Raw genomic sequence first — 24,579 nt, forward strand, 5'->3', positions numbered from 1 at the left:
AGGTCGCCCCGTTTGACTGTGTAGGAGCGAGCGCAGCTCGCGATGCAGGCGCCACTGTTCCTGCAGGGTATGTAGCAACCGAATCAAGATTTGTACTATTTGGCAGAGCGAGAGTGGATGTGAGCAAACGAGCCTTTAACTTCTGCGCAGGCCCTGCTGCGCTTCCTGACGCTGTGTTGCAGCGCGCCCAGGCCGAAATGCTGGACTGGAACGGCAAGGGCTTGTCGGTGATGGAGATGAGCCATCGCAGCGACGATTACGTGGCCATCGCCGAGAAGGCCGAGCAGGACCTGCGTGACCTGCTGTCCATCCCCTCCAACTACAAAGTCCTGTTCCTGCAGGGTGGCGCCAGCCAGCAGTTCGCTGAAATTCCACTGAACCTGCTGCCGGAAAACGCCACTGCCGACTATGTCGAGACCGGTATCTGGTCGAAAAAGGCCATCGAAGAAGCGCGCCGTTTCGGTACTGTCAACATCGCTGCCAGTGCCAAGCCCTACGACTACTTGGCGATCCCGGGCCAGAACGAGTGGAAACTGACCAAGAACGCAGCCTACGTCCACTATGCGTCCAACGAGACCATTGGCGGCCTGCAGTTTGACTGGGTACCTGAAACCGGCGACGTTCCGCTGGTGGTGGACATGTCCTCCGACATTCTTTCGCGCCCGATCGATGTCTCTCAGTACGGCATGATCTATGCTGGCGCGCAGAAGAACATCGGCCCAAGCGGCCTGGTGGTGGTGATCGTTCGCGAGGACCTCATTGGCCGCGCTCGCAGCAGCTGCCCGACCATGCTCGACTATAAGGTCGCTGCCGACAACGGCTCGATGTACAACACCCCGGCTACGTATTCCTGGTACCTCTCGGGCCTGGTGTTCGAGTGGCTCAAGCAGCAGGGCGGCGTCGAGGCCATGGAGCAACGCAACCGCGCCAAGAAGGACCGTCTGTACGGCTTCATCGACGCCAGCGAGTTCTATACCAACCCGATCAGCCACAACGCCCGTTCGTGGATGAACGTGCCGTTCCGCCTGGCTGACGAGCGCCTGGACAAAGCCTTCTTGGCCGGCGCTGACGCCCGGGGCCTGCTCAACCTCAAGGGCCACCGCTCGGTGGGTGGCATGCGCGCCTCGATCTACAACGCCCTGGGCCTGGAGGCCGTTGAGTGCCTGGTGGCCTACATGGCCGAATTCGAGAAGGAGCACGGTTGATGTCCGAACAGGAACTCAAGGCCCTGCGGGTACGCATCGACAGCCTCGACGAGAAGATCCTCGAGCTGATCAGCGACCGTGCCCGCTGCGCCGAAGAAGTGGCTCGGGTCAAGACGGCGTCACTGGCCGAGGGCGAAAAGCCGGTGTTCTACCGCCCTGAGCGCGAAGCTGCCGTGCTCAAACGGGTGATGGAGCGCAACAAAGGCCCGCTGGGCAACGAGGAGATGGCGCGGCTGTTCCGCGAAATCATGTCGTCCTGCCTGGCCCTGGAGGAGCCGCTCAAGGTCGCCTACCTCGGCCCTGAGGGCACCTTTACCCAGGCGGCGGCCATGAAGCACTTCGGCCACGCCGTGGTCAGCCGCCCGATGGCGGCTATCGACGAAGTGTTCCGTGAGGTGGCGGCCGGGGCCGTCAACTTCGGCGTGGTGCCGGTGGAAAACTCCACCGAAGGCGCGGTAAGCCACACTCTGGACAGCTTCCTCGAGCACGACATGGTGATCTGTGGCGAGGTCGAGCTTCGTATCCACCATCACCTGCTGGTCGGCGAGAGCACCAAGACCAATAGCATCACCCGCATCTACTCCCACGCCCAGTCCTTGGCCCAGTGCCGTAAATGGCTGGATGCGCATTACCCGAACGTCGAGCGTGTGGCGGTTTCCAGCAACGCCGAGGCGGCCAAGCGGGTCAAGGGCGAGTGGAATTCAGCCGCGATCGCCGGTGACATGGCGGCCAACCTGTATGGCCTGACCCGTCTGGCCGAAAAAATCGAAGACCGCCCGGACAACTCCACGCGCTTTTTGATGATCGGCCAGCAGGAAGTGCCGCCTACCGGCGACGACAAGACCTCGATCATCGTCTCGATGAGCAACAAACCAGGTGCGCTGCATGAGCTTCTGGTGCCGTTCCACGAGAACGGTATCGACCTGACCCGTATCGAAACTCGCCCCTCGCGCAGCGGCAAGTGGACCTACGTGTTCTTCATCGACTTCGTTGGCCACCACCGTGACCCGCTGATCAAGGCGGTGCTCGAGAAGATCAGCCAGGAGGCCGTGGCGCTCAAGGTGCTGGGTTCCTATCCCAAAGCAGTGCTTTGATTCGACAGAGTTGGGCCCTGTAGCAGCGGCTTTGAGTCGCGACGGGCTGCAATGCAGCCCCGTGGGGCCCACAGGCTGCCTAGATTTCTGAACAGGGTTCGCACCAGTGGTAAATGCAGCAAAAACCAAAGCCGCGCCAATCATCGACCGCCTGGTTGTGGTCGGCCTCGGCCTGATCGGCGGCTCTTTCGCCAAGGGCCTGCGTGAAAGCGGCCTGTGCCGCGAGGTGATCGGTGTCGATCTCGATGCGCCGTCGCGCAAGCTGGCGGTAGAATTGGGCGTGGTTGACCGCTGCGAAGCGGACCTCGCCGCAGCCTGTGTCGGCGCCGACGTCATTCAGCTTGCCGTGCCGATCCTGGCCATGGAGAAGGTGCTGGCGCGCCTGGCCCAGCTGGAGCTTGGCGATGCGATCATCACCGATGTGGGCAGTGCCAAAGGTAACGTCGTGCGCGAGGCGCGCGCCGTATTTGGCGAGCGCCTGCCGCGCTTCGTTCCTGGTCATCCTATCGCCGGCTCCGAGCAGAGCGGGGTAGAGGCGGCCAATGCCAGCCTGTTCCGCCGCCACAAGGTCATCCTGACGCCGTTGGAAGAAACCGACCCGGCCGCGCTGGCCATGGTCGACCGCCTGTGGCGTGCGCTGGATGCCGATGTGGAACACATGCCGGTGCAGCGCCATGACGAAGTGCTTGCAGCCACCAGCCACCTGCCGCACCTGCTGGCATTCGGCTTGGTCGATTCGTTGGCCAAACGCAATGAAAACCTCGACATCTTCCGGTACGCTGCGGGAGGTTTCCGCGATTTCACGAGAATCGCCGGCAGCGATCCGACCATGTGGCATGACATCTTCCTCGCCAACCGCGAGGCCGTCCTGCGCACCCTGGACACTTTTCGCAGCGACCTCGACGCCTTGCGCGACGCGGTCGATGCTGGGGACGGGCACCAACTGCTGGGTGTATTCACCCGTGCACGGGTTGCCCGCGAGCATTTCAGTAAAATCCTGGCCCGCCGGGCCTATGTGGACGCTATGAACGCCAACGATCTGATTTTCCTGGCCCAACCCGGTGGCCGCCTGACCGGGCGAATCCGCGTACCGGGCGACAAGTCGATTTCTCACCGCTCGATCATGCTCGGCTCGCTGGCCGAAGGCACGACCGAAGTCGAAGGGTTCCTCGAGGGCGAAGATGCCCTGGCGACCCTGCAGGCATTTCGTGACATGGGTGTGGTCATCGAAGGGCCCAACCATGGTCGCGTAACCATCCATGGCGTTGGCCTGCACGGCCTGAAGCCGCCACCTGGCCCGTTGTACGTCGGCAACTCTGGCACCTCGATGCGCCTGCTTTCGGGGCTTCTGGCCGGCCAGCCGTTCGATGTGACCATGATCGGTGACGCTTCGCTGTCCAAGCGCCCGATGAACCGTGTGGCCAACCCGCTGCGCGAGATGGGTGCCGTGGTCGAGACCGGCCCCGATGGCCGCCCGCCGCTGACCATTCGCGGTGGCAGCAAGCTCAAGGGCCTGACCTACACGCTGCCGATGGCCAGTGCCCAGGTCAAATCCTGCCTGTTGCTGGCAGGCCTGTATGCCGAGGGCGCCACCACCGTTACCGAGCCTGCACCGACCCGCGACCACACCGAGCGTATGCTGCGCGGCTTTGGCTACGAGGTGCAGAGCAACGGCCCGGTCGCGTCGCTGCAGTCTGGTGGCAAGCTCACCGCAACCCGTATCGAAGTGCCGGCGGATATCTCTTCGGCTGCTTTCTTCCTGGTGGCGGCATCCATCGCCGAAGGCTCGGAGCTGGTGCTCGAGCATGTTGGCATCAACCCTACCCGTACCGGCGTGATCGACATCCTGCGCCTGATGGGCGGCGACATCACCCTGGAAAACCAGCGTGAAGTCGGCGGTGAGCCTGTGGCCGACCTGCGCGTGCGTGGCGCCAAGCTCAAAGGGATCGACATCCCTGAAGAGCTGGTCCCCTTGGCCATCGACGAGTTCCCTGTGCTGTTCGTGGCTGCCGCCTGTGCCGAAGGGCGCACCGTGCTACGTGGCGCTGAGGAGCTGCGGGTGAAGGAGTCCGACCGTATCCAGGTGATGGCCGACGGCCTGGTCACCCTGGGCATCAAGTGCGAGCCCACCCCGGATGGCATCATCATCGAGGGCGGCCAGCTGGGTGGTGGCGAAGTCCATGGCCACGGTGACCACCGTATCGCCATGGCTTTCAGCGTCGCGTCGCTGCGTGCCAGTGCGCCAATCCGCATCCATGATTGCGCCAACGTTGCCACGTCGTTCCCGAACTTCCTGAAACTGTGTGCCGATGTGGGTATCCGCGTCGCCGAAGAGGGCAAGCTGTGAATTCGCAAGCGCCGGTCATCACCATCGATGGCCCGAGCGGTTCGGGCAAGGGGACCGTCGCTGGCATCCTCGCGCGTGAATTGGGCTGGAGGCTGCTGGACTCTGGCGCGCTGTACCGCTTGCTGGCGTTCAACGCCAGCAACCACGGCGTCGATTTGACCAACGAAGAGCTGCTCAAGGCCCTGGCCGCCCATCTGGATGTGCAGTTCATCGCGGCCGAGCCAGGTAAGCTTCAGCAGATCATCCTGGAGGGTGAGGACGTCAGCAATGTCATCCGCACCGAAACCGTCGGTGCCGGCGCCTCGATGGTCGCTTCGCTACCGGCGGTGCGCGCAGCGCTTTTGCAGCGTCAGCGCGCCTTCCGTGAAGCGCCGGGCCTGATCGCCGATGGCCGCGACATGGGGACCGTGGTGTTTCCAGATGCGCCGCTCAAGGTATTCCTCACCGCCAGTGCCGAGGAGCGTGCGAACCGCCGCTACCTGCAGTTGAAGGGCAAGGGTGAAGATGTTAGTCTGTCGAGTCTGCTAGATGAGATTCGTGCGCGCGATGAGCGCGACACCCAGCGCGCAGTGGCCCCGCTCAAGCCAGCGGCCGATGCCATTGAGCTGGACTCCACTGAGTTGTCCATCGAGCAGGTGCTGCAACGTATCAGGAACGAGCTCGCCCAGCGCGGCTTGGTCTGATAGCCAGGAAAGCAGGCAGGGGCACCAGTCAACGTCCTGCCCGCTTTCCTTTACTTAAAACAAACCCACATTGTCTGGAATGTGGCGATGGGCGTCTGTTTCGCCCGAATCTACAGGAATTAAAATGAGCGAAAGCTTTGCAGAACTCTTTGAAGAAAGCCTGAAAACCCTCAATCTTCAGCCGGGTGCCATCATCTCCGGTATCGTTGTCGACATCGACGGCGACTGGGTTACCGTACACGCTGGCCTGAAGTCCGAGGGCGTCATCCCGCTCGAGCAGTTCTACAACGAAGCTGGCGAGCTGACCATCAAGGTCGGTGACGAAGTTCACGTTGCGCTGGACGCGGTCGAAGACGGCTTTGGCGAAACCAAGCTGTCCCGTGAAAAAGCCAAGCGCGCCGAGTGCTGGATTGTTCTGGAAGCAGCTTTCGCCGCCGAAGAAGTGGTCAAGGGCGTTATCAACGGTAAGGTTAAGGGCGGCTTCACTGTCGACGTTAACGGCATCCGTGCGTTCCTGCCGGGCTCCCTGGTTGATGTCCGCCCTGTGCGCGACACCACCCACCTGGAAGGCAAAGAGCTGGAATTCAAGGTCATCAAGCTGGACCAGAAGCGCAACAACGTTGTCGTTTCCCGTCGCAGCGTGCTGGAAGCCGAGAACTCCGCCGAGCGCGAAGCCCTGCTGGAAACCCTGCAGGAAGGCCAGCAAGTCAAAGGTATCGTCAAGAACCTCACCGACTACGGCGCATTCGTGGACCTGGGCGGTATCGACGGCCTGCTGCACATCACCGACATGGCTTGGAAGCGCATCAAGCACCCATCGGAAATCGTTAACGTTGGCGACGAAGTCGACGTACGCGTTCTGAAGTTCGACCGTGAGCGCAACCGCGTTTCGCTGGGTCTGAAGCAGATGGGCGAAGATCCGTGGGTAGCTATCACTGCACGTTACCCAGAAGGTACTCGTGTACAGGCTCGCGTTACCAACCTGACCGACTACGGCTGCTTCGCTGAGCTGGAAGAAGGCGTTGAAGGTCTGGTACACGTTTCCGAAATGGACTGGACCAACAAGAACATCCACCCGTCGAAAGTCGTTCAGGTTGGCGACGAAGTGGAAGTCATGGTTCTGGACATCGACGAAGAGCGTCGTCGTATCTCCCTGGGCATCAAGCAGTGCAAGTCCAACCCATGGGAAGATTTCTCCGGCCAGTTCAACAAGGGTGACAAGATCACCGGTACCATCAAGTCGATCACCGACTTCGGTATCTTCATCGGTCTGGACGGCGGCATCGACGGTCTGGTTCACCTGTCCGACATTTCCTGGAACGAAACCGGCGAAGAAGCCGTGCGTCGTTTCAAGAAGGGCGACGAGCTGGAAACCGTCATCCTGTCGGTTGACCCAGAGCGCGAGCGCATCTCCCTGGGCATCAAGCAGCTGGAAGACGATCCGTTCTCCAACTTCGTTGCTGTCAACGACAAGGGCGCTATCGTCAAGGGCACCGTGAAAGAAGTTGACGCCAAAGGCGCCATCATCACTCTGGCCGACGACATCGAAGCCACTCTGAAAGCTTCCGAAATCAGCCGTGACCGCGTTGAAGACGCGCGTAACGTCCTGAAGGAAGGCGAAGAGATCGAAGCCAAGATCATCAGCGTTGACCGCAAATCGCGCGTCATCAGCCTGTCGATCAAGTCGAAAGACGACGCTGAAGAGCGTGAAGCCATCCAGAGCCTGAAAAACGCTCCGGAAGCGGCTGCCGATACCACCATGGCTGCGCTGCTGCGCGAAGCAATGGCCAAGCAGAACTGAGTTCTGTTTGATCGGTGAAAAGGGGTGGCCTTCGGGCCACCCTTTTTTTATGCGTGTTGGAAATGTGTTTGGGCGGCGGGTTTCGGCGTGAAGGGGGTTGCGGTTTTGAGGTCGAGCGCCGCGCGGGCGGCGCTCGATCTACCAGGCGCAGTCTCTCTACCGCCCTCCCTTCACACCCACACCGCGTCCCAATGAGGATAATCGCCGGCCTTGGCGACCAGTCCTGCCCTGATCGGATTAGCAACGATATACCTGGCAGCTTTTAGAATATCTTCGTCTCGACGCAAGGCCCGGTCATAGTAGGCGGCCTGCCATATCGGCGACGCTTTGATTCCGGCCTTGTGCAATGCATTGCTGGACTGGCACTTGAAGCGCTGCATCAGCATGCCAAGTGTCGTATCTTTCAATTCGAGCAGCCAGTGCACGTGGTCCGGCATGACGACCCAGGCCAGCGAACGACAATGGTGTTTCTGCTCGGCATGGCGAAGGTTATGAACGACTAGTCGCGCACAGCGCAGATCGCGAAACAGTGGGCGACGCTGGTGAGTAACGGTTGTCAGCATATAAAGCCTGCCGGGAACCGAGCATCGGGCATGGCGAAGCCTACAGCCATGGTGTCTGGTCATTGCAAATCATCCTAGATGAGTGTGTTTTGGAACAGCGTAGTTATGGTGTTGGCGTGGCGATGGGAATGAGGTTTTCAGGATGTGAGTGGATGGCGTGAGATGTGTGGTGGTTTGGAGATCGAGCGCCGCCCGCGCGGCGCATCGCGAGCTGCGCTCGCTCCTACGTTTGTTTCTGGCCAGTAACGCCAGTGACAGGTGCGCGCGACCGCCTGGTCAATACGACGCGATATCACGCCACACGCCCAGGCGCACGCGCGCAAATCCCCCAGGAATAACTGGCCCGAAACAAACGTAGGAGCGAGCGCAGCTCACGATGCGCCGCGCGGGCGGCGCTCGATCTCAAAGGCGCTGCACCTCTACCGCCATCCCCCTTGCGCCACTCACCTCTACCGCCCCTTAGGCCATGCACTTCTCAGCCATGTCCCGACATATTTCTTTTCTTTTCATTCTTGAATTTTTTTATTAAGTCAAGAACCACCCTGTTCAAATCCCTCCGAGCGTGCTACAACCTGATTAAGCAATGATCTAGCTGCTTGATAACGAAGGGAAAAATATGACGAAGTCGGAGCTGATCGAACGTATTGTCACCCATCAAGGGCTGCTTTCGTCCAAGGACGTGGAGCTGGCCATCAAGACCATGCTTGAACAGATGTCCCAATGCCTGGCCACTGGCGATCGCATCGAGATCCGTGGCTTTGGCAGTTTTTCCCTGCACTATCGCGCACCGCGCGTTGGTCGCAACCCCAAGACCGGCCAGTCGGTGGAGCTCGAGGGCAAGTTCGTGCCCCACTTCAAGCCAGGTAAAGAGCTGCGTGACCGGGTCAATGAAGAAGAGCACGAGCACCCTTGAGTTATAAAAAGGAGCAATTCTGATGCGTAACCTCAAGCGCGCCCTGGCGGCGTTGTTCGTGCTGCTGTTGGCGGCTGTGGTGCTGTTCTTCGTGTTGGAGAACCAGCAACCGGTGGCGCTGGTGTTGTTTGGCTGGGCTGCACCAGAAATGCCAGTAGCAGTGCCGGTTCTGGCCGCGCTGGTGGTTGGCCTAGCGGTCGGCCCGCTGCTCGGTGCCTACGGTGTACAGCGCAGCAAGCGCAAAATTCGCGCCTCCGCTCGCCAGGCAGCACTGAGCCAGAATTGATGATTAGTCCTACAACCATGTAGGAAATCTCCTCCTAGGCGTCCGCGCTCTGAAATGAAGTAATAGGCGCTTCATTTTTGCCCTAGGCGAGCGCGCGACAGCATGCAATTTCCCGCCCTATCCCATCATGGTGGTACTCGAAGTGTCACCGGCTCGTGCCATCAGCTTCACTTAAGCCCAACCACTAGCCTGCTTATCGACTGTGGCCTTGAACAGGGTGGCGAGGCGGCGCCTGGCGCTGAATTTGCGCCTATCGGCTTTGACATCGCCGGCATTGAGGCTCTGATCATCACCCATGTGCACATGGATCATGTGGGGCGCATCCCGGCACTGCTGGCTGCCGGCTTCCGTGGGCCCATCATCTGCAGCGTGCCGTCGGCCAAGCTTTTGCCCCTGGTGCTGGAGGATGCGTACAAGCTCGGCGTAAGCTCAGACCCCGTTCAGGTCGAGCGTTACCTGGCGCTGTTGCAGCGTCTTGTCGTGCCGCTCGCGTATGAGCAGTGGCATTGCGTGGTCGAGCAGGGTGGGCTTGCCTGTAACATTCGCCTTCAGCGCGCCGGCCACCTGCTTGGCTCTGCGTACGTAGAATGCGATGTACGCATCGATGGGGCGCAATCTGCTTCGCGTATCGTTTTCTCGGGTGACTTGGGGGCCCCGGGCAATCCCTTGTTACGCCCAGTTCAGTCACCAGAACGCGCCGATATTCTCGTGCTGGAAAGCACCTACGGCGACCGGCTGCACTCGGGGCGCAGCGACCGTCAGCAACGGCTCGAGGCGGTGATCGATCGGGCGCTGGCTGATAACGGCACCATATTGATACCGGCATTCAGCCTAGGGCGCACCCAGGAGCTGCTGTACGAAATCGAAGACATCCTTCACCGCAAGGCATTGCTCAACGATGGGCGCCAGTTGCCTGGCGACGACCCATTACAGGCGATCGACTGGTCGCGCTTGCCGGTCATCCTCGACTCGCCATTGGCGCAACGCATTACCAAGGCCTACCGCGAACTGCACGAGTTCTGGAATGACGAAGCTCGGCAGCGGCTGGGCGAGGGCAGGGGGCCGCTGGCCTTCGACCAGTTGGTGTGTGTGGATACCCATGGCAAGCATCAGGCTGTAGTCAACCACCTCAAGAGTACCGGGCGGCCGGCGATCGTGATTGCCGGTAACGGCATGTGCTCCGGTGGGCGCATCGTCAATTACCTGAAAGCGATGCTGGGGGACCCTCGGCACGAAGTGGTGTTCGTCGGGTATCAGGCCAAGGGCACGCCGGGGGCAGTGATCCAGGCTAGCGAAGGGGCGGAAGGGTTTGTGCAGATTGTGCTCGATGGTGAGCTGTTTGAGATACGGTCAAAAGTGATGAGTGTGAGCGGTTATTCCGGGCATGCCGATCAGGCGGGGTTGGTAGAATTCGTTCAGGCTATGCCGAGCCCGCCTCGGCAGGTTGTATTGGTGCATGGCGAGCCGCGTGCGAAACGTGCGTTACAGCGCGCCTTGGAGCAAGTACTGGTGCAAAGTAATGCATCGACGAGTGTTTTTATTGCACTTTAACGCGTCCTTTGACTGAACATTGACGAACACTGTTGTCTTATTCCCGCCGGGGCGTGTCGCAGTGCAATTACACATTGCTGGCGACATGCCCACAACCCCGCTGCAAGCCCCGGTTCTTGCGCTGGCTGGGCAAGCTACAGCGAAAAAACTCTGGTATTCTACTGGCCGAAGCTTGCGTCTTGAGCCTATGGAATGGCCAGGGAATAAATACGCTGGGCGCGTACATTTAGCGCCGGCGCGATCATCGCGGCGGCGGTCAAACACAGACACATGCAGGTTCCCTGAGGTTGATGACTTCAAGTGGCCGTTAAGGACTCGATTATGGAATTGATCCCGGTAATTCTATCCGGCGGCGTTGGCAGCCGATTGTGGCCAGTATCTCGTGAGGCTCACCCCAAGCCATTCATGACCCTGCCAGACGGGCAGAATCTGATCCAGAAGACCTTCCAGCGCGCTGCGCGCCTCGAGGGCGTGGTCGAAGTGCTGACCGTCACCAACCGCGATCTGCTGTTCAAGACCGAGGATGAATACCGCAGCATCAATACCCGTGGCCACGCCCAGGGCTTCATTCTCGAGCCCTTCGGTCGCAACACTGCAGCTGCAGTGGCTGCGGCTGCGCTGCAACTGCGCCAGACCCACGGCCCGCAAGCCTACATGCTGGTACTGGCAGCGGACCACTTGATCCAGAACGAAACCGCCTTCGCCGATGCAGTCGCTAAGGCTGTGCACCTGGCCGAGCAAGGCTGGTTGGTCACTTTCGGCATCAAGCCTCAATACCCTGAAACAGGCTTCGGTTACATCGAGGCTGCCACCGGCGGTGTACTGGCCGGCGGCTTGAAAGTCGAACGCTTCGTCGAAAAGCCTGACCTGAAAACTGCCGAGTCCTACGTGGCAGCGGGTAACTATTTCTGGAACGCCGGCATGTTCTGCTTCCAGGTTGGTGCAGTGATCGCAGAGTTCGAGGCACATGCGCCAGATGTGCTCGAAGCCGTCACTCAAACCCTTGATGCCTCGCGCTGCTCCACCTCCAAAGGCTACAGCTGCCTGGCGCTGGACGCTGATAGCTTTGCCAAGGTACCGGACATTTCCATCGACTACGCCCTCATGGAGCGTTCACGCAAGGTTGCCACCGTGCCTTGCGACATCGGCTGGAGCGATATTGGTTCGTGGAATGCAGTCAGCGAGCTGACCTGCGCGGACGAGCAAGGCAACCGCTTCGAAGGCGAGGTAATGGCCTATAACGCCAGCAACAACTACGTCAGCACCGAGGACCGCTTGGCAGCGCTGGTTGGCGTACAGGACCTGCTGGTGGTCGATACCCCAGATGCGCTGCTGATTGCCCACAAGGACCACGCGCAAGACGTCAAGCATATCGTCAAACGCCTGAAAAGCGATGGCCACTCGGCCCACCTGCTGCATCAGACCGTGCACCGCCCTTGGGGTACCTACACCACCCTGGAAGACGGTGAGCGCTTCAAGATCAAGCGCATCGTGGTCAAGCCGAAGGCCTCGCTTTCGCTGCAAATGCACCATCACCGCAGTGAGCACTGGATCGTGGTCAGCGGTATGGCCGTCGTGGTCAACGATGATCAGGAGCTGATGCTCAACACCAACGAATCGACATTCATTCGTGCGGGCCACAAGCATCGTTTGCAAAATCCAGGTGTCATAGACCTGGTCTTGATCGAAGTGCAGAGCGGCGACTATCTCGGCGAGGATGATATCGTCCGCTTCGAGGACAAATACGGTCGTTGCGACGGCTAGATCAAGCCTTTCTCGTCGGCCCTGCGTGCTTGTGCAAAGCACCGGGCCGATCTTAATGCGGCAAACCATTCGCCGGTCATCCCCTTCCAGTCGGCGCACGCCTATGCGGCGCCGCACCGAGAGAGATGTATGTACGCTCCTATTCAGACCCGCTGCTTCAAAGCCTATGACATTCGCGGCCAAGTGCCGACCGACCTGAACGACGATATCGCCTACCGCATTGGCCGTGCCCTGGTGGCCCAACTGGGTGGGCGCAGTTATGTGGTAGGGCGTGACATGCGCCTGGAAAGCCCAGGTCTGTCCCGCGCCCTGATGAAAGGCCTGACCGAAGGCGGCGCCGATGTTATCGATATCGGCTTGTGCGGCACCGAAGAAGTGTATTTCGCTACCAGCCATTATCAGGCCGATGGCGGTATCATGGTCACCGCCAGCCATAACCCCAAGGGTTACAACGGCATGAAGCTGGTGCGTGAGCAGTCGCGCCCAATCAGCGGCGATACCGGCCTGAACGACATTCGCCAGCGTGTCGAAGCCGGCGACCTGGGCAACCAGGCCGCTCAGCCAGGCAACATCCGCGAAGCGTTCGACAAAACCGCATACATCGACCACTTGCTGACCTACATCGACCTCGCTGCGCTCAAGCCCCTGAAAGTACTGGCCGACCCGGGTAACGGTGCAGTTGGCCCCGTGCTGGAATTGCTGAAAGCTCGCCTGCCATTGGATATCACCATCATCAATGGTGAGCCGGACGGCAATTTCCCTAATGGCATTCCCAACCCGTTGCTGCCAGAGAACCGCGACCTGACCCGTCAGGCCGTGCTCGATACGAATGCCGATATGGGCATCGCTTTCGACGGCGACTTCGACCGCTGCTTCTTCTTCGATAACCAAGGCCGCTTCATCGAAGGCTACTACGTGGTCGGCCTGTTGGCCGAAATGCTGCTGGCCAAGCACCCTGGCAGCAAGATCATCCACGACCCGCGCCTGACCTGGAATACCATCGAACAGGTCGAGGCAGCCGGCGGCGTAGCCATCCAGAGCAAGACCGGCCATGCCTTCATCAAGGAGCGCATGCGCGCCGAAGACGCCGTATATGGCGGCGAAATGAGCGCCCACCACTACTTCCGCGACTTCGCCTATTGCGACAGCGGCAATATCCCGTGGCTGTTGGTGGCCGAGCTGATGAGCGTGACCGGCAAGACCCTGGCCCAGCTGGTGGACGAGCGTATCGCCAAGTTCCCATGCAGCGGCGAGATCAACTACGAAGTGGCCGATGTGAAAGGCACGATCGACAAGATCCTGAACCATTACCTGCCGCAAAACCCCAGCGTCGACCGTACCGACGGCATCAGCGTGGCTTTCGCCGACTGGCGTTTCAGCCTGCGCGGCTCCAACACCGAGCCGCTGCTGCGGCTGAACGTGGAGAGCCGCGGCGATGAAGCGCTGGTGGCGCAGCACGTCGCGCAAATCGCGCGCTTGATTCAAGGATAACTATGTTAGGCATGTTTCGGGGCGTCTGGGATTACCGGGGCTTCATCCTCACGTCCATCAAGAACGAGTTCATCTCGCGCTTCGCCCGCAGCAAGCTAGGCGGCCTGTGGATGATCATCCACCCTCTGGCGCAAGTGGCGATCTACGCATTGATCCTGTCCAACGTGCTGGGCGCACGCCTGCCCGGTATCGACAACAAATACGCCTATGCGCTCTACCTGATCGCCGGCATCCTGGCCTGGAACCTTTTCGCGGAGATCGTCGGGCGATGCCTGACGGTGTTCATCGACCAGGGCAACCTGATGAAGAAGATGCGCTTTCCGCGCATTGCACTGCCGGTGATCGTGGTGGGCTCGTGCCTGCTCAACAACCTGTTGTTGTTCGCAGCGGTCATGGTTGTGTTCGCTGTGTTGGGTCATGCGCCGAACATGCAGATGATCTGGCTGCTGCCGCTCACGTTGCTAGTGGTGGCGCTTGCGGTAGGGATCGGCCTGGTTTTGGGCGTGCTGAACGTGTTCCTGCGCGACATCGGCCAGGTGGTGCCAATCGTTATGCAGGTCTGGTTCTGGTTCACGCCGATCGTTTACTCGGTGAACATAGTGCCGGAATACCTAAAAGGGACGTTGGACGTAAACCCGATGTTCCCCATCGTTACCGCTTATCACAACGTGCTGGTCTACAAACAGGCGCCCGAAGTGACCGAGCTCGGGTTAGTGCTTGCTATCGCCCTTGGATTGATGGCAGTAGGCCTGTTCCTGTTCCGCCGCGCTTCTGCTGAAATGGTGGACTCCCTATGACCCTATTGGCCGTCAACAATGTAGGCAAGGCCTACCGGAGCTATCGTTCCGAATGGCAGCGCATCGCTCGCTGGTTCTACCTACCGGTCAAAGCCAGTAGTGAACACTGGGTGCTCAGGCACATTAGCTTCAACATTCAAGCTGGCGAAGCGATTGGCCTGGTTGGACAAAACGGTGCCGGTAAGTCGACCTTGCTGAAGATGATCACCGGTACCTTGCAGTCCACGGAAGGCAAGGTTCATGTCAACGGGCGCATCGCCGCCATTCTCGAATTGGGCATGGGCTTCAATGGTGAGCTTACCGGCCGGCAGAATGCTTACCACGCGGCTGGATTGATGGGCTTCACCACCCAACAGATAGATACAGTCATTGATGACATCGAGGCGTTCGCCGAGATTGGCGAGTACTTCGACCAGGCTGTGCGTACCTATTCGAGTGGTATGCAGATGCGGGTGGCGTTTGCCGTAGCCACCGCGTTTCGCCCAGAGATCCTGATCATCGACGAAGCCCTGTCGGTTGGCGACAGCTACTTCCAGCACAAGAGCTTCGGTCGTATCAAGGAATTTCAGAAAGCCGGGACCACGTTGCTGATAGTGTCCCACGACCGTGGATCGATCCAGGCGCTTTGCAACCGCGCAATCCTCCTGGACGGGGGGACTGTCATCAAGGATGGGCCTCCTGAAGAGGTGATGGATTACTACAATGCCATCATTGCTCAAAAGGAAAATGCCACGGTCGAAGTTCAGACATTGTCCGATGGCACCAAGCAGACGCGCTCAGGCAGCGGCAAGGCGAGCATCGAGACAGTCTCGCTGCATAATGCCGAGGGCGCCCCGGTCGAGTACGTGTCCGTGGGCGAAGACGTCTGCCTGAACATTCAGGTTAGAGTCAATGCGGCTTTGCCCGAGCTGGTGGTCGGCTACGTGATCAAAGACCGTCTCGGGCAGGATGTGTTCGGTACCAATACCCACCATCTGCAGTGCATCCGTACCGATTTGATCGAAGGTGAGTTGCTGAAATACAGTTTCCGCTTTCCTGCGAATCTCGGGGTTGGCTCCTATTCCGTAGCCATCGCGCTGCATGCGAGCGACACCCACATTGCCGACAACTATGAATGGCGTGACCTGGCGTTGGTTTTCAACGTAGTGAACATGTCCGAACGAACCTTCGTAGGCCTGGCGTGGATCCCGCCGACCGTGGAGTGTAATTGATGAATGCTGGTTTCTATCGCGCTTTCGAGGACCGCTATCGCGGCTCGAGGGCGCTCATCACCCAGCGGCTCGAAGCTTACTTGCCGTTTCTGCAACCCCTGAAGGAAATTTACGCCGGCGCCGCGGTGTTCGACATCGGCTGTGGCCGAGGTGAATGGCTGGAGTTGATGAAGCGCGAAGGCTTCGAACCGATGGGCGTGGACTTGGACGATGGAATGCTGGAGGCCTGTCACGCGTTGGGCTTACCCGCGCAGAAAGGCGATGCCCTAGAGGCGCTCCAGTCGCTGCCCGATGCCAGCCAAGTGGTAGTCAGTGGCTTCCATATCGCTGAACATGTGCCGTTTCCGGTGCTGGGCGATCTGGTTGGCGAGGCGTTGCGTGTATTGCGACCGGGTGGGATCCTGATCCTAGAAACCCCCAATGCTGAAAACGTCATGGTGGGTACCAATAACTTTTACCTAGACCCAACCCACACTCAGCCCATTCCCAATTTGCTGATGTCGTTCCTCACCGAACACATAGGCTTCGCCCGTTCCAAAGTAGTACGTCTGCAGGAGTCACTTGAACTTCACAATGAGCAGGGCCAGGTAGGTGTGCGCGAGGTGCTCACAGGTGCAAGCCCCGACTATGCCGTAGTGGCCCAGAAAGCAGCCGATGCCAGTGTGCTTGACAAGTTCGAGGCAGCATTCGACAAACCTTATGGGTTGTCGCTCGACGATCTGGCAGTGCGCTATGACCAAGGGATGGACCGCCGTCTCAATGAGCTGCAAAACAGCGTTGACGAAGTTCGGGCTACCTTTTTCGAGCCTAATGAGTTCCAGCGGCTCATGGCTGAAATCAACCAGCAGCAAACTCAGCAGCTGTTGGCGATGAAGGAGCATTACGAGGCCACCACCGAGGCCTTGCAGCGTCAATGTGGTGCTATGCAGGAAGCGCTGGCCCAGGCCCAGGCACAAGCCGATGCCATGACCCAGGAGCGTAACGCGGCGCTGGAAAACTGTCATTGGCAGCACATGCGCGCCCAGGGTGCAGAACAACAAGTCGAGGCCATGCGAACTAGCACATCGTGGCGAATTACCGGCCCTCTACGAACAGCGACGCGGGCTGCGCTGTGGCCGGCACGCCATGGCAAGCCGTGGTTGCGCCTGAAGCTGCGCCATGCCGCACCCCACGCCAAGCTGTGGGTCGCGCGCCGCCCGGCCGCGCGGCGTTTGGCACTGGCAGTATTGAATCGTAGCCCTTGGCTAAGTGCAAAACTGCGCAATCTGTTGGCACCCGATCCGGTTAGCGTAGTGGTTGACCCGCAACATGGCGTGATCGATCACGCCCCTTTGACACCGCGAGGCCGCGCTATTGAGAACGCCCTCCGAGCAGTAATGAGAAAGGGCTGACACTGAATGCGTATCGTAATTGACATGCAAGGCGCACAAACCGAAAGCCGCTTCCGTGGTATTGGTCGCTATAGCGTATCGCTGGCTCAAGGCATCGCGCGAAATCGCGGCGAGCATGAAGTTTATTTGCTGTTGAACGGCATGCTCAGTGAAAGCATAGAGGCTATACGCGCCGCCTTCGTGGGGCTGCTACCCCAAAGCCATATCCGTGTGTGGTATGCCCAAGGCCCTGTGGCAGGGATCGACCCGGCCAACAACGGTCGGCACCACGTTGCCAAGCTTATTCGTCAAGCTGCTATCGATGAGTTGAAGCCGGATGTGGTGCACATCACCAGTGCAGTTGAGGGCTTTATCGATGATGCGGTAATCGGCCAGCCACTCGAGCACAAACGCGCAATCCTCAGCGTGACGCTCTACGACCTGATTCCGCTCACCAACCCGCAGCAGTATCTGGATCATGCCCAGTACAAGCAGTACTACATGGACATCGTCGGGTCGTTCAAGGACCACGGCGTACTGCTGGCTATCTCTGAGTGCGCACGTCAGGAAGCTTTGTCGCTGCTACCGTTGGATCAGGATCAGGTGTTCAACGTATCAGGTGCCGCAGATGCGATATTCAAACCTGTCACGCTGACCGAGCAGGCCCGTATCGCGCTCAAGTCCAAGTTCGGGCTGCGTGACGCATTCGTGCTGTACTCAGGCGGTGCAGACGAGCGAAAAAATCTTTCGCGCTTGATCGTTGCGTTTGCAGACGTCAAGCGCGAGGTGAACGACGTGCAACTGGTGTTTGCTGGCAAGATGTCCCAGCACATCGTTGAACGCTACCGTGGCGAAGCGCTTGCTCAGGGCCTCGCAGCAGAGGACCTGGTATTCACTGGCTTCATCACCGACGATGAGCTCGTGGCGTTGTACAACACCTGCCGCCTGTACGTTTTCCCGTCGTGGCATGAAGGCTTTGGCCTTCCGCCGTTGGAAGCGATGAAGTGCGGCGCACCTGTGATTGGTGCCAATACCTCGAGCGTGCCCGAAGTGATTGGCTGGGATGAAGCGACGTTCGACCCTCTGGACACGGCCTCAATCGCCCAGAAAATGAACCAGGCGCTTGTCGACGAGAGCTTCCGCGAAGCGATGATCAAGCATGGCCTGGAGCGCGCCAAGCTGTTTTCTTGGGACCTGACAGGCAAGGCGGCAATCGCTGCGTTCGAGCAAATGCTGCAAAACCTGCCAGCGACCGATCAAGAAGTGGACGAAGACCTGCCCACGGAACAACGCATCGAGCATCTGGCCACCGCGCTGGCTACCACAGGCGAGTTGGAAAAAGGTGAAATCGATGTAAAGCGCCTGGCCAAAGCAATTGATTACTCGCTTCAAGGCCCAAGCGGCAAGCCGAACCTGCTGGTGGACATATCGCAGCTTTGCCGACACGACGCCAAAAGCGGCATCCAGCGGGTTGTGCGCAGCATTCTGCTGGAGTGGCTGACGACCCCGCCCGAGGGCTACACCGTTACGCCGATCTACAGCAAAGTCGAAGAGTCGTTCTATCGGTACGCCAGGCAGTTCACGGCTACTTTCCTCGGCAACACACCGGGGGAAGACGATCTCGACGAAGCTATCAGTTACAAGGCTGGGGATGTTTACATCTGTTTGGACCTGCTGCTGGATATGTTGCCGCAACGCCAGCCCTACCTCGACACCATGCGTGCCCATGGCGTCAGCCTGTTCTTTGTGGTGTACGACCTGTTGATCTTGCAGATGCGTCATTTCTTCTCAGATCACCTGCACCCATTCTATGTCGACTGGATCAACACCATTGCTCGATATGACGGCGCAATGTGCATCTCCAGAGCAGTTGGTGATGAGCTGCAGGCCTGGATGGATGAAAATGCACCTCAGCGCGCACGGCCGTTCCGTATTGGTGTTTTCCACCTCGGCGCCGATATTGATCAGTCGGTACCTACCAAAGGAGTTCCTGAAGATCCTGCCATGCGAGTTGAAGCGTTACAGGCCAACCCGACATTTTTGATGGTTGGGACCTTGGAGCCGCGTAAAGGGCATTTGCAGACGCTGGATGCTTTCGAGTTGCTCTGGCAACAAGGTGTAGAGGCCAACTTGGTGATCGTTGGCAAGCACGGCTGGCTGGTGGAAGAGCTGGCCGACAGGCTGCTGAACCACGTTGAGCGTGGCAAGCGCCTGCTCTGGCTCGAAAGTGCAAGTGACGAGTACCTGGAACACCTCTACCAACAGTGCGACTGCCTGATAGCTGCCTCCTACGGCGAAGGCTTCGGTCTACCGCTGATCGAGGCTGCACAGCATGGGCTTGCGATCATTGCGCGCGATCTGCCTGTCTTCCGTGAGGTAGCCGGTGAGCATGCGTGGTTCTTTGCAGGCACCGATGCGCGCAATGTCGCCGACAGCATCGTAGACTGGCTGGCGCTGCACGCGACAGGTGAGCACCCAACCTCGGTCGATATGCCATGGCTTACCTGGAAAGGCAGCGCGCAGCAATTGATTGGTGAACTCAGCAGGCACGCGTTTTGATCGTAGCGCTGGAAAAATACATGGATGGGAAAACAGGATAATGAGTTTCAAGCTTGACTCAACAGGCCGAGCCGGCTTGGCATTTGCTGTGGCTTTCGGGTTGTTCTTTGTGCTTCGGCATTTTCCGCTGGACTTCATTCTCGGTACCAACGCCTACTGGCAGACCGAGGTAGAAGACGTCACCCAGTATTTCGCAGGCTTCAACGCATTCTTCAATGCCCCGTTCAGCTATCCGCTGCTGGCGTTCGACAGTATCAACTATCCCCAGGGCACTCGAGCCACCTTCGTGGACGCCATACCTTTGTATGCGTTTTTGCTGAAGGTATTCGTGCCCAAAAGCTTTGCGCCGTTCAACCCGTTTGGCGTATGGATCGCCGGCTGTTTTATCGCCCAGGCCGTTTGTGCCTGGTGGATTCTGCGTGAGCTGAAGGTCCGTTCGTGGTTGGCGCTGGCGGCTGCAGTGGTGTGCCTGGTGAGCATGCCGGAGTTCACCTCGCGCATTGCTCACGTCTCGTTGATGTCGCAATGGATTGTACTTTGCGCATTGGCGATGTACGTTAGCTGCCGCCGCACGGGGCTGCTGCACGGCTGGGCGTGGGGTGTGCTGCTGGTAGCTGGGTTCTACGTGAATATTTACCTGTTCGCGATGGCCAGTGCCATCTACGTGGCCAGCTATCTGGGGCGCACTGATCGCTTTGCGCTGGCGTCCATGGCCCGAGCATTGGTGCCTTTCGTGGTGATTGGCGTAAGCCTGTTCTTGACCATTTTCCCCATGGGCGGGGGAGCAGTGGCCAAGGAAGGCGGTTTCGGCGTCTTTTCCATGAACCTGCTGTCGCCATTGCATGGCGGCAAATACCTGCATTTCCCCAACCCTGAAATGCCTGGGCAGGGTGAGGGCTTCAACTACTTGGGCATGGGTGTGCTGCTTGCGTTTGCACTGTGCCTGGTGCTCAAGCGCAACGACGTAGATGATACGTTCAGCCGTCACAAAGCGCTCACCTGGCTGATGGTGCTGTTCACAGTCTATGCGCTTTCTAATGAAATCTATCTGGGTACCAGTCATTTGGTGTCGATCGACTACCCCTCGATTCTAAAGCCCATCACCTCCCAGTTCCGTGCCTCTGGGCGATTCTTCTGGCCGGTGGGCTTCTGCATCGTGATTTTCTCCATCGCCTACCTGTATCGCCGCTTGGGCACCAAGCTGTTCGCCGCTTGCATGCTAGCGATGCTCATCGTTCAGATAATCGACCTGTCGGCATTCCGTCGGCTGCTCGTTGCTGTCGCCAACCGCCCGGCAGAGGTTGTGTTGAACCAGGCCGCATGGAATGAGCAGGTCGCAGACAATACTCAGTACCTGTATTTCTTCCCGAAATTCAAATGTGGCCGTGGCGATCAAGTGCTGCAGACCCTCATGCCAACCATGCGTTACGCTGCCGTGCATAACATCAAAATCAATACGGGTTATGTATCGCGCGTTAGTTCCGACTGCAGCACCGAAAGCACCCAGGCGGATATCGCTGCTTCAGATTTCAGTAGCTCTGTCTACGTATTCAACACCGGGGACTTCCCGCAGGTGGAGCAGTTGAAACAGCTTTTCCCATCCAACCGCCAGCCTGAATGCAAAGTACTCGACTTCGCTCAGGTCTGCCGCGTCGTCCAAGCAGGGCAGGTGAACCCATGACCGAAATGAAAAAGCGCGTGATTTCACTGGTGTCGCCTTTCTACAACGAAGAAAAAGGCGTGCATGCCTTTTTCCAGCGCATCAATGAAGTCTTCGCCGGCTTAGCGGATAGATATGAGCTGGAAGTAATCGCTGTGAATGACGGCAGCCGCGATAACACCTACGACCAGTTGCTGAAGGCTAAGGCCGACAATCCTTACTTGACCGTGGTCGATCTGTCGCGCAACTTTGGTAAGGAAGCAGCTATCTCGGCCGGGCTGGATTTTGCGACTGGCGATGCTGTGGTACCAATTGACTCCGATCTGCAGCATCCTCCGGAAGTCGTCCTTGAGCTGGTCGAGAAATGGGAGCAGGGCGCAGAAGTCGTGCTGGCCAAGCGAGTTGATCGCGAAACTGATCGACCGATTCAAAAACTGACTGCCAACTATTTCTATCGGGTGCACAACCGAATTTCTGATATCGATATTCCTGCCGACGTCGGCGATTTCCGGTTGATGGATCGTAAGGTGGTAGAGGCACTCAAGACCTTGCCAGAGAGCCGCCGCTTCATGAAGGGGTTGTTCGCATGGGTGGGTTTCCGCACCACCACGGTGGAGTATAAAGTGGCCGCCCGCGAACACGGCAGTTCAAGTTTCAACACGTGGAAGCTCTGGAACTTCGCCATCGAAGGGATTACCAGCTTCAGTTCGGTGCCGCTGCGTATCTGGACGTATCTGGGCTGTGTGGTATCGGCGCTTTCGTTCGTTTACGCGGCCTACCTGTTGATCAAGACCATGTTTTTTGGGGTGGACCTGCCGGGCTACGCTTCGATCATGATCACGGTACTGTTCGCCAGTGGCGTGCAGTTGATCGGCATCGGCGTGCTGGGGGAGTATGTGGGAAGGATCTTCACGGAGTCAAAAAACCGGCCCGTGTATATCGTGCGTGATGTGATCAAGTGATAAAACTTATCCCATCGCGTTACCACGAATTCATCCGTTTTGGCCTGGTGGGCGTTGCCAATACCGTGGTGCATGCCGGCATCGTAGTTGCGCTTATGGAAACGTTGGCGCCACCGGCTTTCATCGCCAATGGCATCGCATTCGGCTTTGCCAACGTAATGTCCTACTTGCTCAACAGTCGATTCACATTCCAAACGCCGGCGAGCTTCTTGGGCTACCGGCGCTTCTTGGCGGTGTCGTTGTTGTCGCTGGGCCTGACATTGCTGATCACCTCCGTGGTTGAGTACCTTGGGCTGCATTACGCGGTGGGCCTGGTGATGGTGATCTTTGTGGTACCAGTGTTGAACTACCTCGTCATGAAGCTTTGGGCTTTCAAGCCAGCTTCCTGATCGGCTTGTTCAGTTACGTCTCGTATGCGATGGGCCGCAGGTGCGCTCAGGGCGGAGCGGGCATGAGCGTTGAACATGCTCATGCCCACGCCAGTCAGTTATTTGCTTGTGCCATATTCAAGCTTGCTGCAGGGGCTGGGCCGGCGCGCTTTCCGAAAATCCGCTTGCCCAGATGCATAGTGGGCACTTCGACCAGGCGGTAAAGCGCATAGGCCAACGTGAGCACGAAAATTAGTGTCAACAGCCCTGACACCGGAAACGACAGGCCCTGGTCCATCAAAATCCGTATCGACAGGTAACCAATGATCGAATGCGTCACGTAGATCGAGTAGCTGATGTTGGCAATGAAATCCAGTGGCGCAAATGGTCGGAAATACCGGCGCATCATATAGCTAAGGCTGAAGAGCACCAGGCCGTAGACGTAGTTCTGGGGTACTGACGGCATTTGTACGACCCAGTCTGTGTGCGGCCAGCACACCAGGAACACCAGCATCAGAATGGCTACATAGGCCAGCAGCTGACGTGTGGTGTACGTGCCGGTGTAGTGGTGGTAGAAGCCTGTGCCAATGAACATAAAGATCACGCACATCAGCTCAGTCTCCAAGGACTCCACCAAGCCTGGGCGCAACTCCCACCCGGTCACCAACGCAGGGAGCGCTTCGCACGCTGCGAGTACCGCAACGGAGAACAGGATCAAGGGCATCGCATTGCCGCCCTTGATGCACCGATAGAGCAAGGCAGCAATGATGTAGAACTTGATTTCGATGGCCAACGTCCAGTTGACCATGTCGATCGAGGGGTAGTGCAGATTGCCCTGTAACAGGAACAGATTAGCGAACAGCCTGTCCAGTGCCATGGAAAATGGCTGGCCCCAGTATCGGCTGGACAGATAGACCAGCACCAACATGATCAGCGAAGCAACGATATAAGTGGGGTAGATTCTCAGAAAACGGGCTACCAGAAATTTGAGCGGTGCCAGACGGTTCAAGGAGAATGGGATAACGAAGCCGCTGATCAGGAAGAAGACCGACACGCCGAAAGGGCCATAGTTGAAGGTCGGGATCGTTAGCCAGTAGATCATGCTGGACGATGGCCCCTCCACGATCGGGGCGTGGATGTAGGAAGCCACTACATCCCGTGAAAACCAATACACCCCGCACCAATGCACGATGAGCACGGCAATGACTGCCACACCCCTTAGCTGATTGGCGAAAAGCGCTCTGTCTGAAGCTGGTTGCATGCGGGTTCTCCTTTAAGTGAGGGCATTGTAGTTATCAGTCCCATTTAGGAGAAGCCAATTGCTAGCAGCCTTTGGGAGCAGGTTGGAGTACTGCAACCCATGAGTGCGATGTCGATCGTCAAGGATCGGAACCGATCCATAGCGCCACGCTGGGCGATTAGTTTTCAGGCCAACAGCCTGGCCATTGTGCAATGGCCTGGGCATCAGCCAAGGGAATGGACGCCGAGCTGGCACTAGCGTAAGCGCTCCATGAACCCCACATTCAAAGCGCTTACTAATCCCCGATGCTGTGCTCCCGATTTCTTTCTGGAGTTCGCCGACCATGATGCGACCCGACGCCAAAGTCGAAAAAGTGTACCTCTACCCCAAGCCCGTCGACTTCCGAAAGTCCATCGATGGCCTCGCTGCGCTGGTCGAACTCGATATCAAAATGGCGGTGTTCGACCCGGTGCTTTTCGTTTTTCTCAACAAGCCACGCAACCGCGTGAAGATCTTGTACTGGGAACGCAACGGCTTCTGCCTCTGGCTCAAACGCCTGGACTCCGAACGGTTTAAAACCTCACCCGATCCGACTGACGTGGCCATCGTACTGACCGTTCAGGAACTGAACTGGCTACTCGACGGCTTCGACCTCTGGCGCAACCGTCCGCATCAGGTTTTGACGCCTCGATACGTCGCCTGATTCGGTATAAT

The 24,579-nt window shown here is 58.5% G+C and carries 20 protein-coding genes; 18 read left to right on the top strand and 2 right to left on the bottom strand.

Annotated features, from left to right (window positions below; translation table 11 throughout):
• The first annotated feature begins 119 nt into the window (after window positions 1–119).
• The 5 genes from serC (at window position 120) to rpsA (ending at window position 7,130) form a co-directional block, all read left to right on the top strand.
• On the top strand, window positions 120–1,205 hold the full coding sequence (gene serC, locus HU725_RS06225) for a 3-phosphoserine/phosphohydroxythreonine transaminase (RefSeq protein WP_186476566.1): 1,086 nt from the start codon (window positions 120–122) through the stop codon (window positions 1,203–1,205).
• Window positions 1,205–2,299: a prephenate dehydratase gene (gene pheA / locus HU725_RS06230; protein ID WP_027918183.1), complete on the top strand. Its 1,095-nt coding sequence runs from the start codon at window positions 1,205–1,207 to the stop codon at window positions 2,297–2,299. Before serC ends, pheA begins: the two co-directional genes overlap by 1 nt.
• A gap of 106 nt (window positions 2,300–2,405) precedes the next feature.
• Complete coding sequence (locus HU725_RS06235; RefSeq protein ID WP_186476567.1) at window positions 2,406–4,646, top strand: bifunctional prephenate dehydrogenase/3-phosphoshikimate 1-carboxyvinyltransferase; 2,241 nt, start codon at window positions 2,406–2,408, stop codon at window positions 4,644–4,646.
• Window positions 4,643–5,329, top strand: a complete 687-nt coding sequence (gene cmk, locus HU725_RS06240) for a (d)CMP kinase (RefSeq protein ID WP_060480587.1) — start codon at window positions 4,643–4,645, stop codon at window positions 5,327–5,329. The genes HU725_RS06235 and cmk overlap by 4 nt, the downstream gene beginning before the upstream one ends.
• 124 nt (window positions 5,330–5,453) lie before the next feature.
• Window positions 5,454–7,130: a 30S ribosomal protein S1 gene (gene rpsA, locus HU725_RS06245; RefSeq protein WP_186476568.1), complete on the top strand. Its 1,677-nt coding sequence runs from the start codon at window positions 5,454–5,456 to the stop codon at window positions 7,128–7,130.
• Between the two features lie 170 nt (window positions 7,131–7,300).
• Here rpsA and HU725_RS06250 read toward each other — a convergent pair whose 3' ends face one another.
• Complete coding sequence (locus HU725_RS06250) at window positions 7,301–7,756, bottom strand: REP-associated tyrosine transposase (protein WP_186476569.1); 456 nt, start codon at window positions 7,754–7,756, stop codon at window positions 7,301–7,303.
• 553 nt (window positions 7,757–8,309) lie between these two features.
• Between HU725_RS06250 and ihfB the strand changes: the two genes are divergently transcribed.
• The 12 genes from ihfB to HU725_RS06310 all read left to right on the top strand — a co-directional run bounded on the left by ihfB (window position 8,310) and on the right by HU725_RS06310 (window position 22,646).
• A complete protein-coding gene (ihfB, locus tag HU725_RS06255; protein ID WP_012313292.1) occupies window positions 8,310–8,606 on the top strand; it encodes an integration host factor subunit beta in 297 nt (98 codons plus the stop codon).
• Window positions 8,607–8,628: 22 nt separating this feature from the next.
• Window positions 8,629–8,892 (top strand): LapA family protein, encoded by a 264-nt coding sequence (locus HU725_RS06260; RefSeq protein WP_060480353.1) that lies wholly within the window; start codon window positions 8,629–8,631, stop codon window positions 8,890–8,892.
• Window positions 8,893–8,994: 102 nt separating this feature from the next.
• Window positions 8,995–10,443, top strand: coding sequence for an MBL fold metallo-hydrolase RNA specificity domain-containing protein (locus HU725_RS06265; protein WP_186476570.1), 1,449 nt, complete (start codon window positions 8,995–8,997; stop codon window positions 10,441–10,443).
• Between the two features lie 321 nt (window positions 10,444–10,764).
• Window positions 10,765–12,207, top strand: a complete 1,443-nt coding sequence (locus tag HU725_RS06270) for a mannose-1-phosphate guanylyltransferase/mannose-6-phosphate isomerase (protein WP_060480351.1) — start codon at window positions 10,765–10,767, stop codon at window positions 12,205–12,207.
• 129 nt (window positions 12,208–12,336) lie between these two features.
• Window positions 12,337–13,698, top strand: coding sequence for a phosphohexomutase domain-containing protein (locus HU725_RS06275; protein ID WP_186476571.1), 1,362 nt, complete (start codon window positions 12,337–12,339; stop codon window positions 13,696–13,698).
• Between the two features lie 2 nt (window positions 13,699–13,700).
• Window positions 13,701–14,495: an ABC transporter permease gene (locus HU725_RS06280; protein WP_186476572.1), complete on the top strand. Its 795-nt coding sequence runs from the start codon at window positions 13,701–13,703 to the stop codon at window positions 14,493–14,495.
• A complete protein-coding gene (locus HU725_RS06285; protein ID WP_186476573.1) occupies window positions 14,492–15,706 on the top strand; it encodes an ABC transporter ATP-binding protein in 1,215 nt (404 codons plus the stop codon). The genes HU725_RS06280 and HU725_RS06285 overlap by 4 nt, the downstream gene beginning before the upstream one ends.
• A complete protein-coding gene (locus HU725_RS06290) occupies window positions 15,706–17,097 on the top strand; it encodes a class I SAM-dependent methyltransferase (RefSeq protein WP_186476574.1) in 1,392 nt (463 codons plus the stop codon). The genes HU725_RS06285 and HU725_RS06290 overlap by 1 nt, the downstream gene beginning before the upstream one ends.
• Before the next feature lie 6 nt (window positions 17,098–17,103).
• Window positions 17,104–19,635, top strand: a complete 2,532-nt coding sequence (locus HU725_RS06295) for a glycosyltransferase family 4 protein (RefSeq protein WP_186476575.1) — start codon at window positions 17,104–17,106, stop codon at window positions 19,633–19,635.
• Between the two features lie 40 nt (window positions 19,636–19,675).
• Window positions 19,676–21,316, top strand: coding sequence for a DUF6311 domain-containing protein (locus tag HU725_RS06300; RefSeq protein WP_186476576.1), 1,641 nt, complete (start codon window positions 19,676–19,678; stop codon window positions 21,314–21,316).
• The gene (locus tag HU725_RS06305) at window positions 21,313–22,257 is read left to right on the top strand and encodes a glycosyltransferase family 2 protein (RefSeq protein WP_186476577.1); all 945 of its coding nucleotides are present in this window, start codon (window positions 21,313–21,315) and stop codon (window positions 22,255–22,257) included. Before HU725_RS06300 ends, HU725_RS06305 begins: the two co-directional genes overlap by 4 nt.
• The gene (locus tag HU725_RS06310; protein WP_186476578.1) at window positions 22,254–22,646 is read left to right on the top strand and encodes a GtrA family protein; all 393 of its coding nucleotides are present in this window, start codon (window positions 22,254–22,256) and stop codon (window positions 22,644–22,646) included. Before HU725_RS06305 ends, HU725_RS06310 begins: the two co-directional genes overlap by 4 nt.
• 94 nt (window positions 22,647–22,740) lie before the next feature.
• Here the strand turns inward: HU725_RS06310 and HU725_RS06315 are convergent, their stop codons facing one another.
• The gene (locus tag HU725_RS06315; protein ID WP_186476579.1) at window positions 22,741–23,886 is read right to left on the bottom strand and encodes an acyltransferase family protein; all 1,146 of its coding nucleotides are present in this window, start codon (window positions 23,884–23,886) and stop codon (window positions 22,741–22,743) included.
• 322 nt (window positions 23,887–24,208) lie between these two features.
• On the opposite strand from HU725_RS06315, the gene tnpB reads away from it, so the two are divergent.
• The gene (tnpB, locus tag HU725_RS06320) at window positions 24,209–24,568 is read left to right on the top strand and encodes an IS66 family insertion sequence element accessory protein TnpB (RefSeq protein WP_225915517.1); all 360 of its coding nucleotides are present in this window, start codon (window positions 24,209–24,211) and stop codon (window positions 24,566–24,568) included.
• Window positions 24,569–24,579 lie beyond the last annotated feature (11 nt).

The organism is Pseudomonas promysalinigenes, assembly GCF_014269025.2.
In the GTDB taxonomy this organism is placed as follows: domain Bacteria; phylum Pseudomonadota; class Gammaproteobacteria; order Pseudomonadales; family Pseudomonadaceae; genus Aquipseudomonas; species Aquipseudomonas promysalinigenes.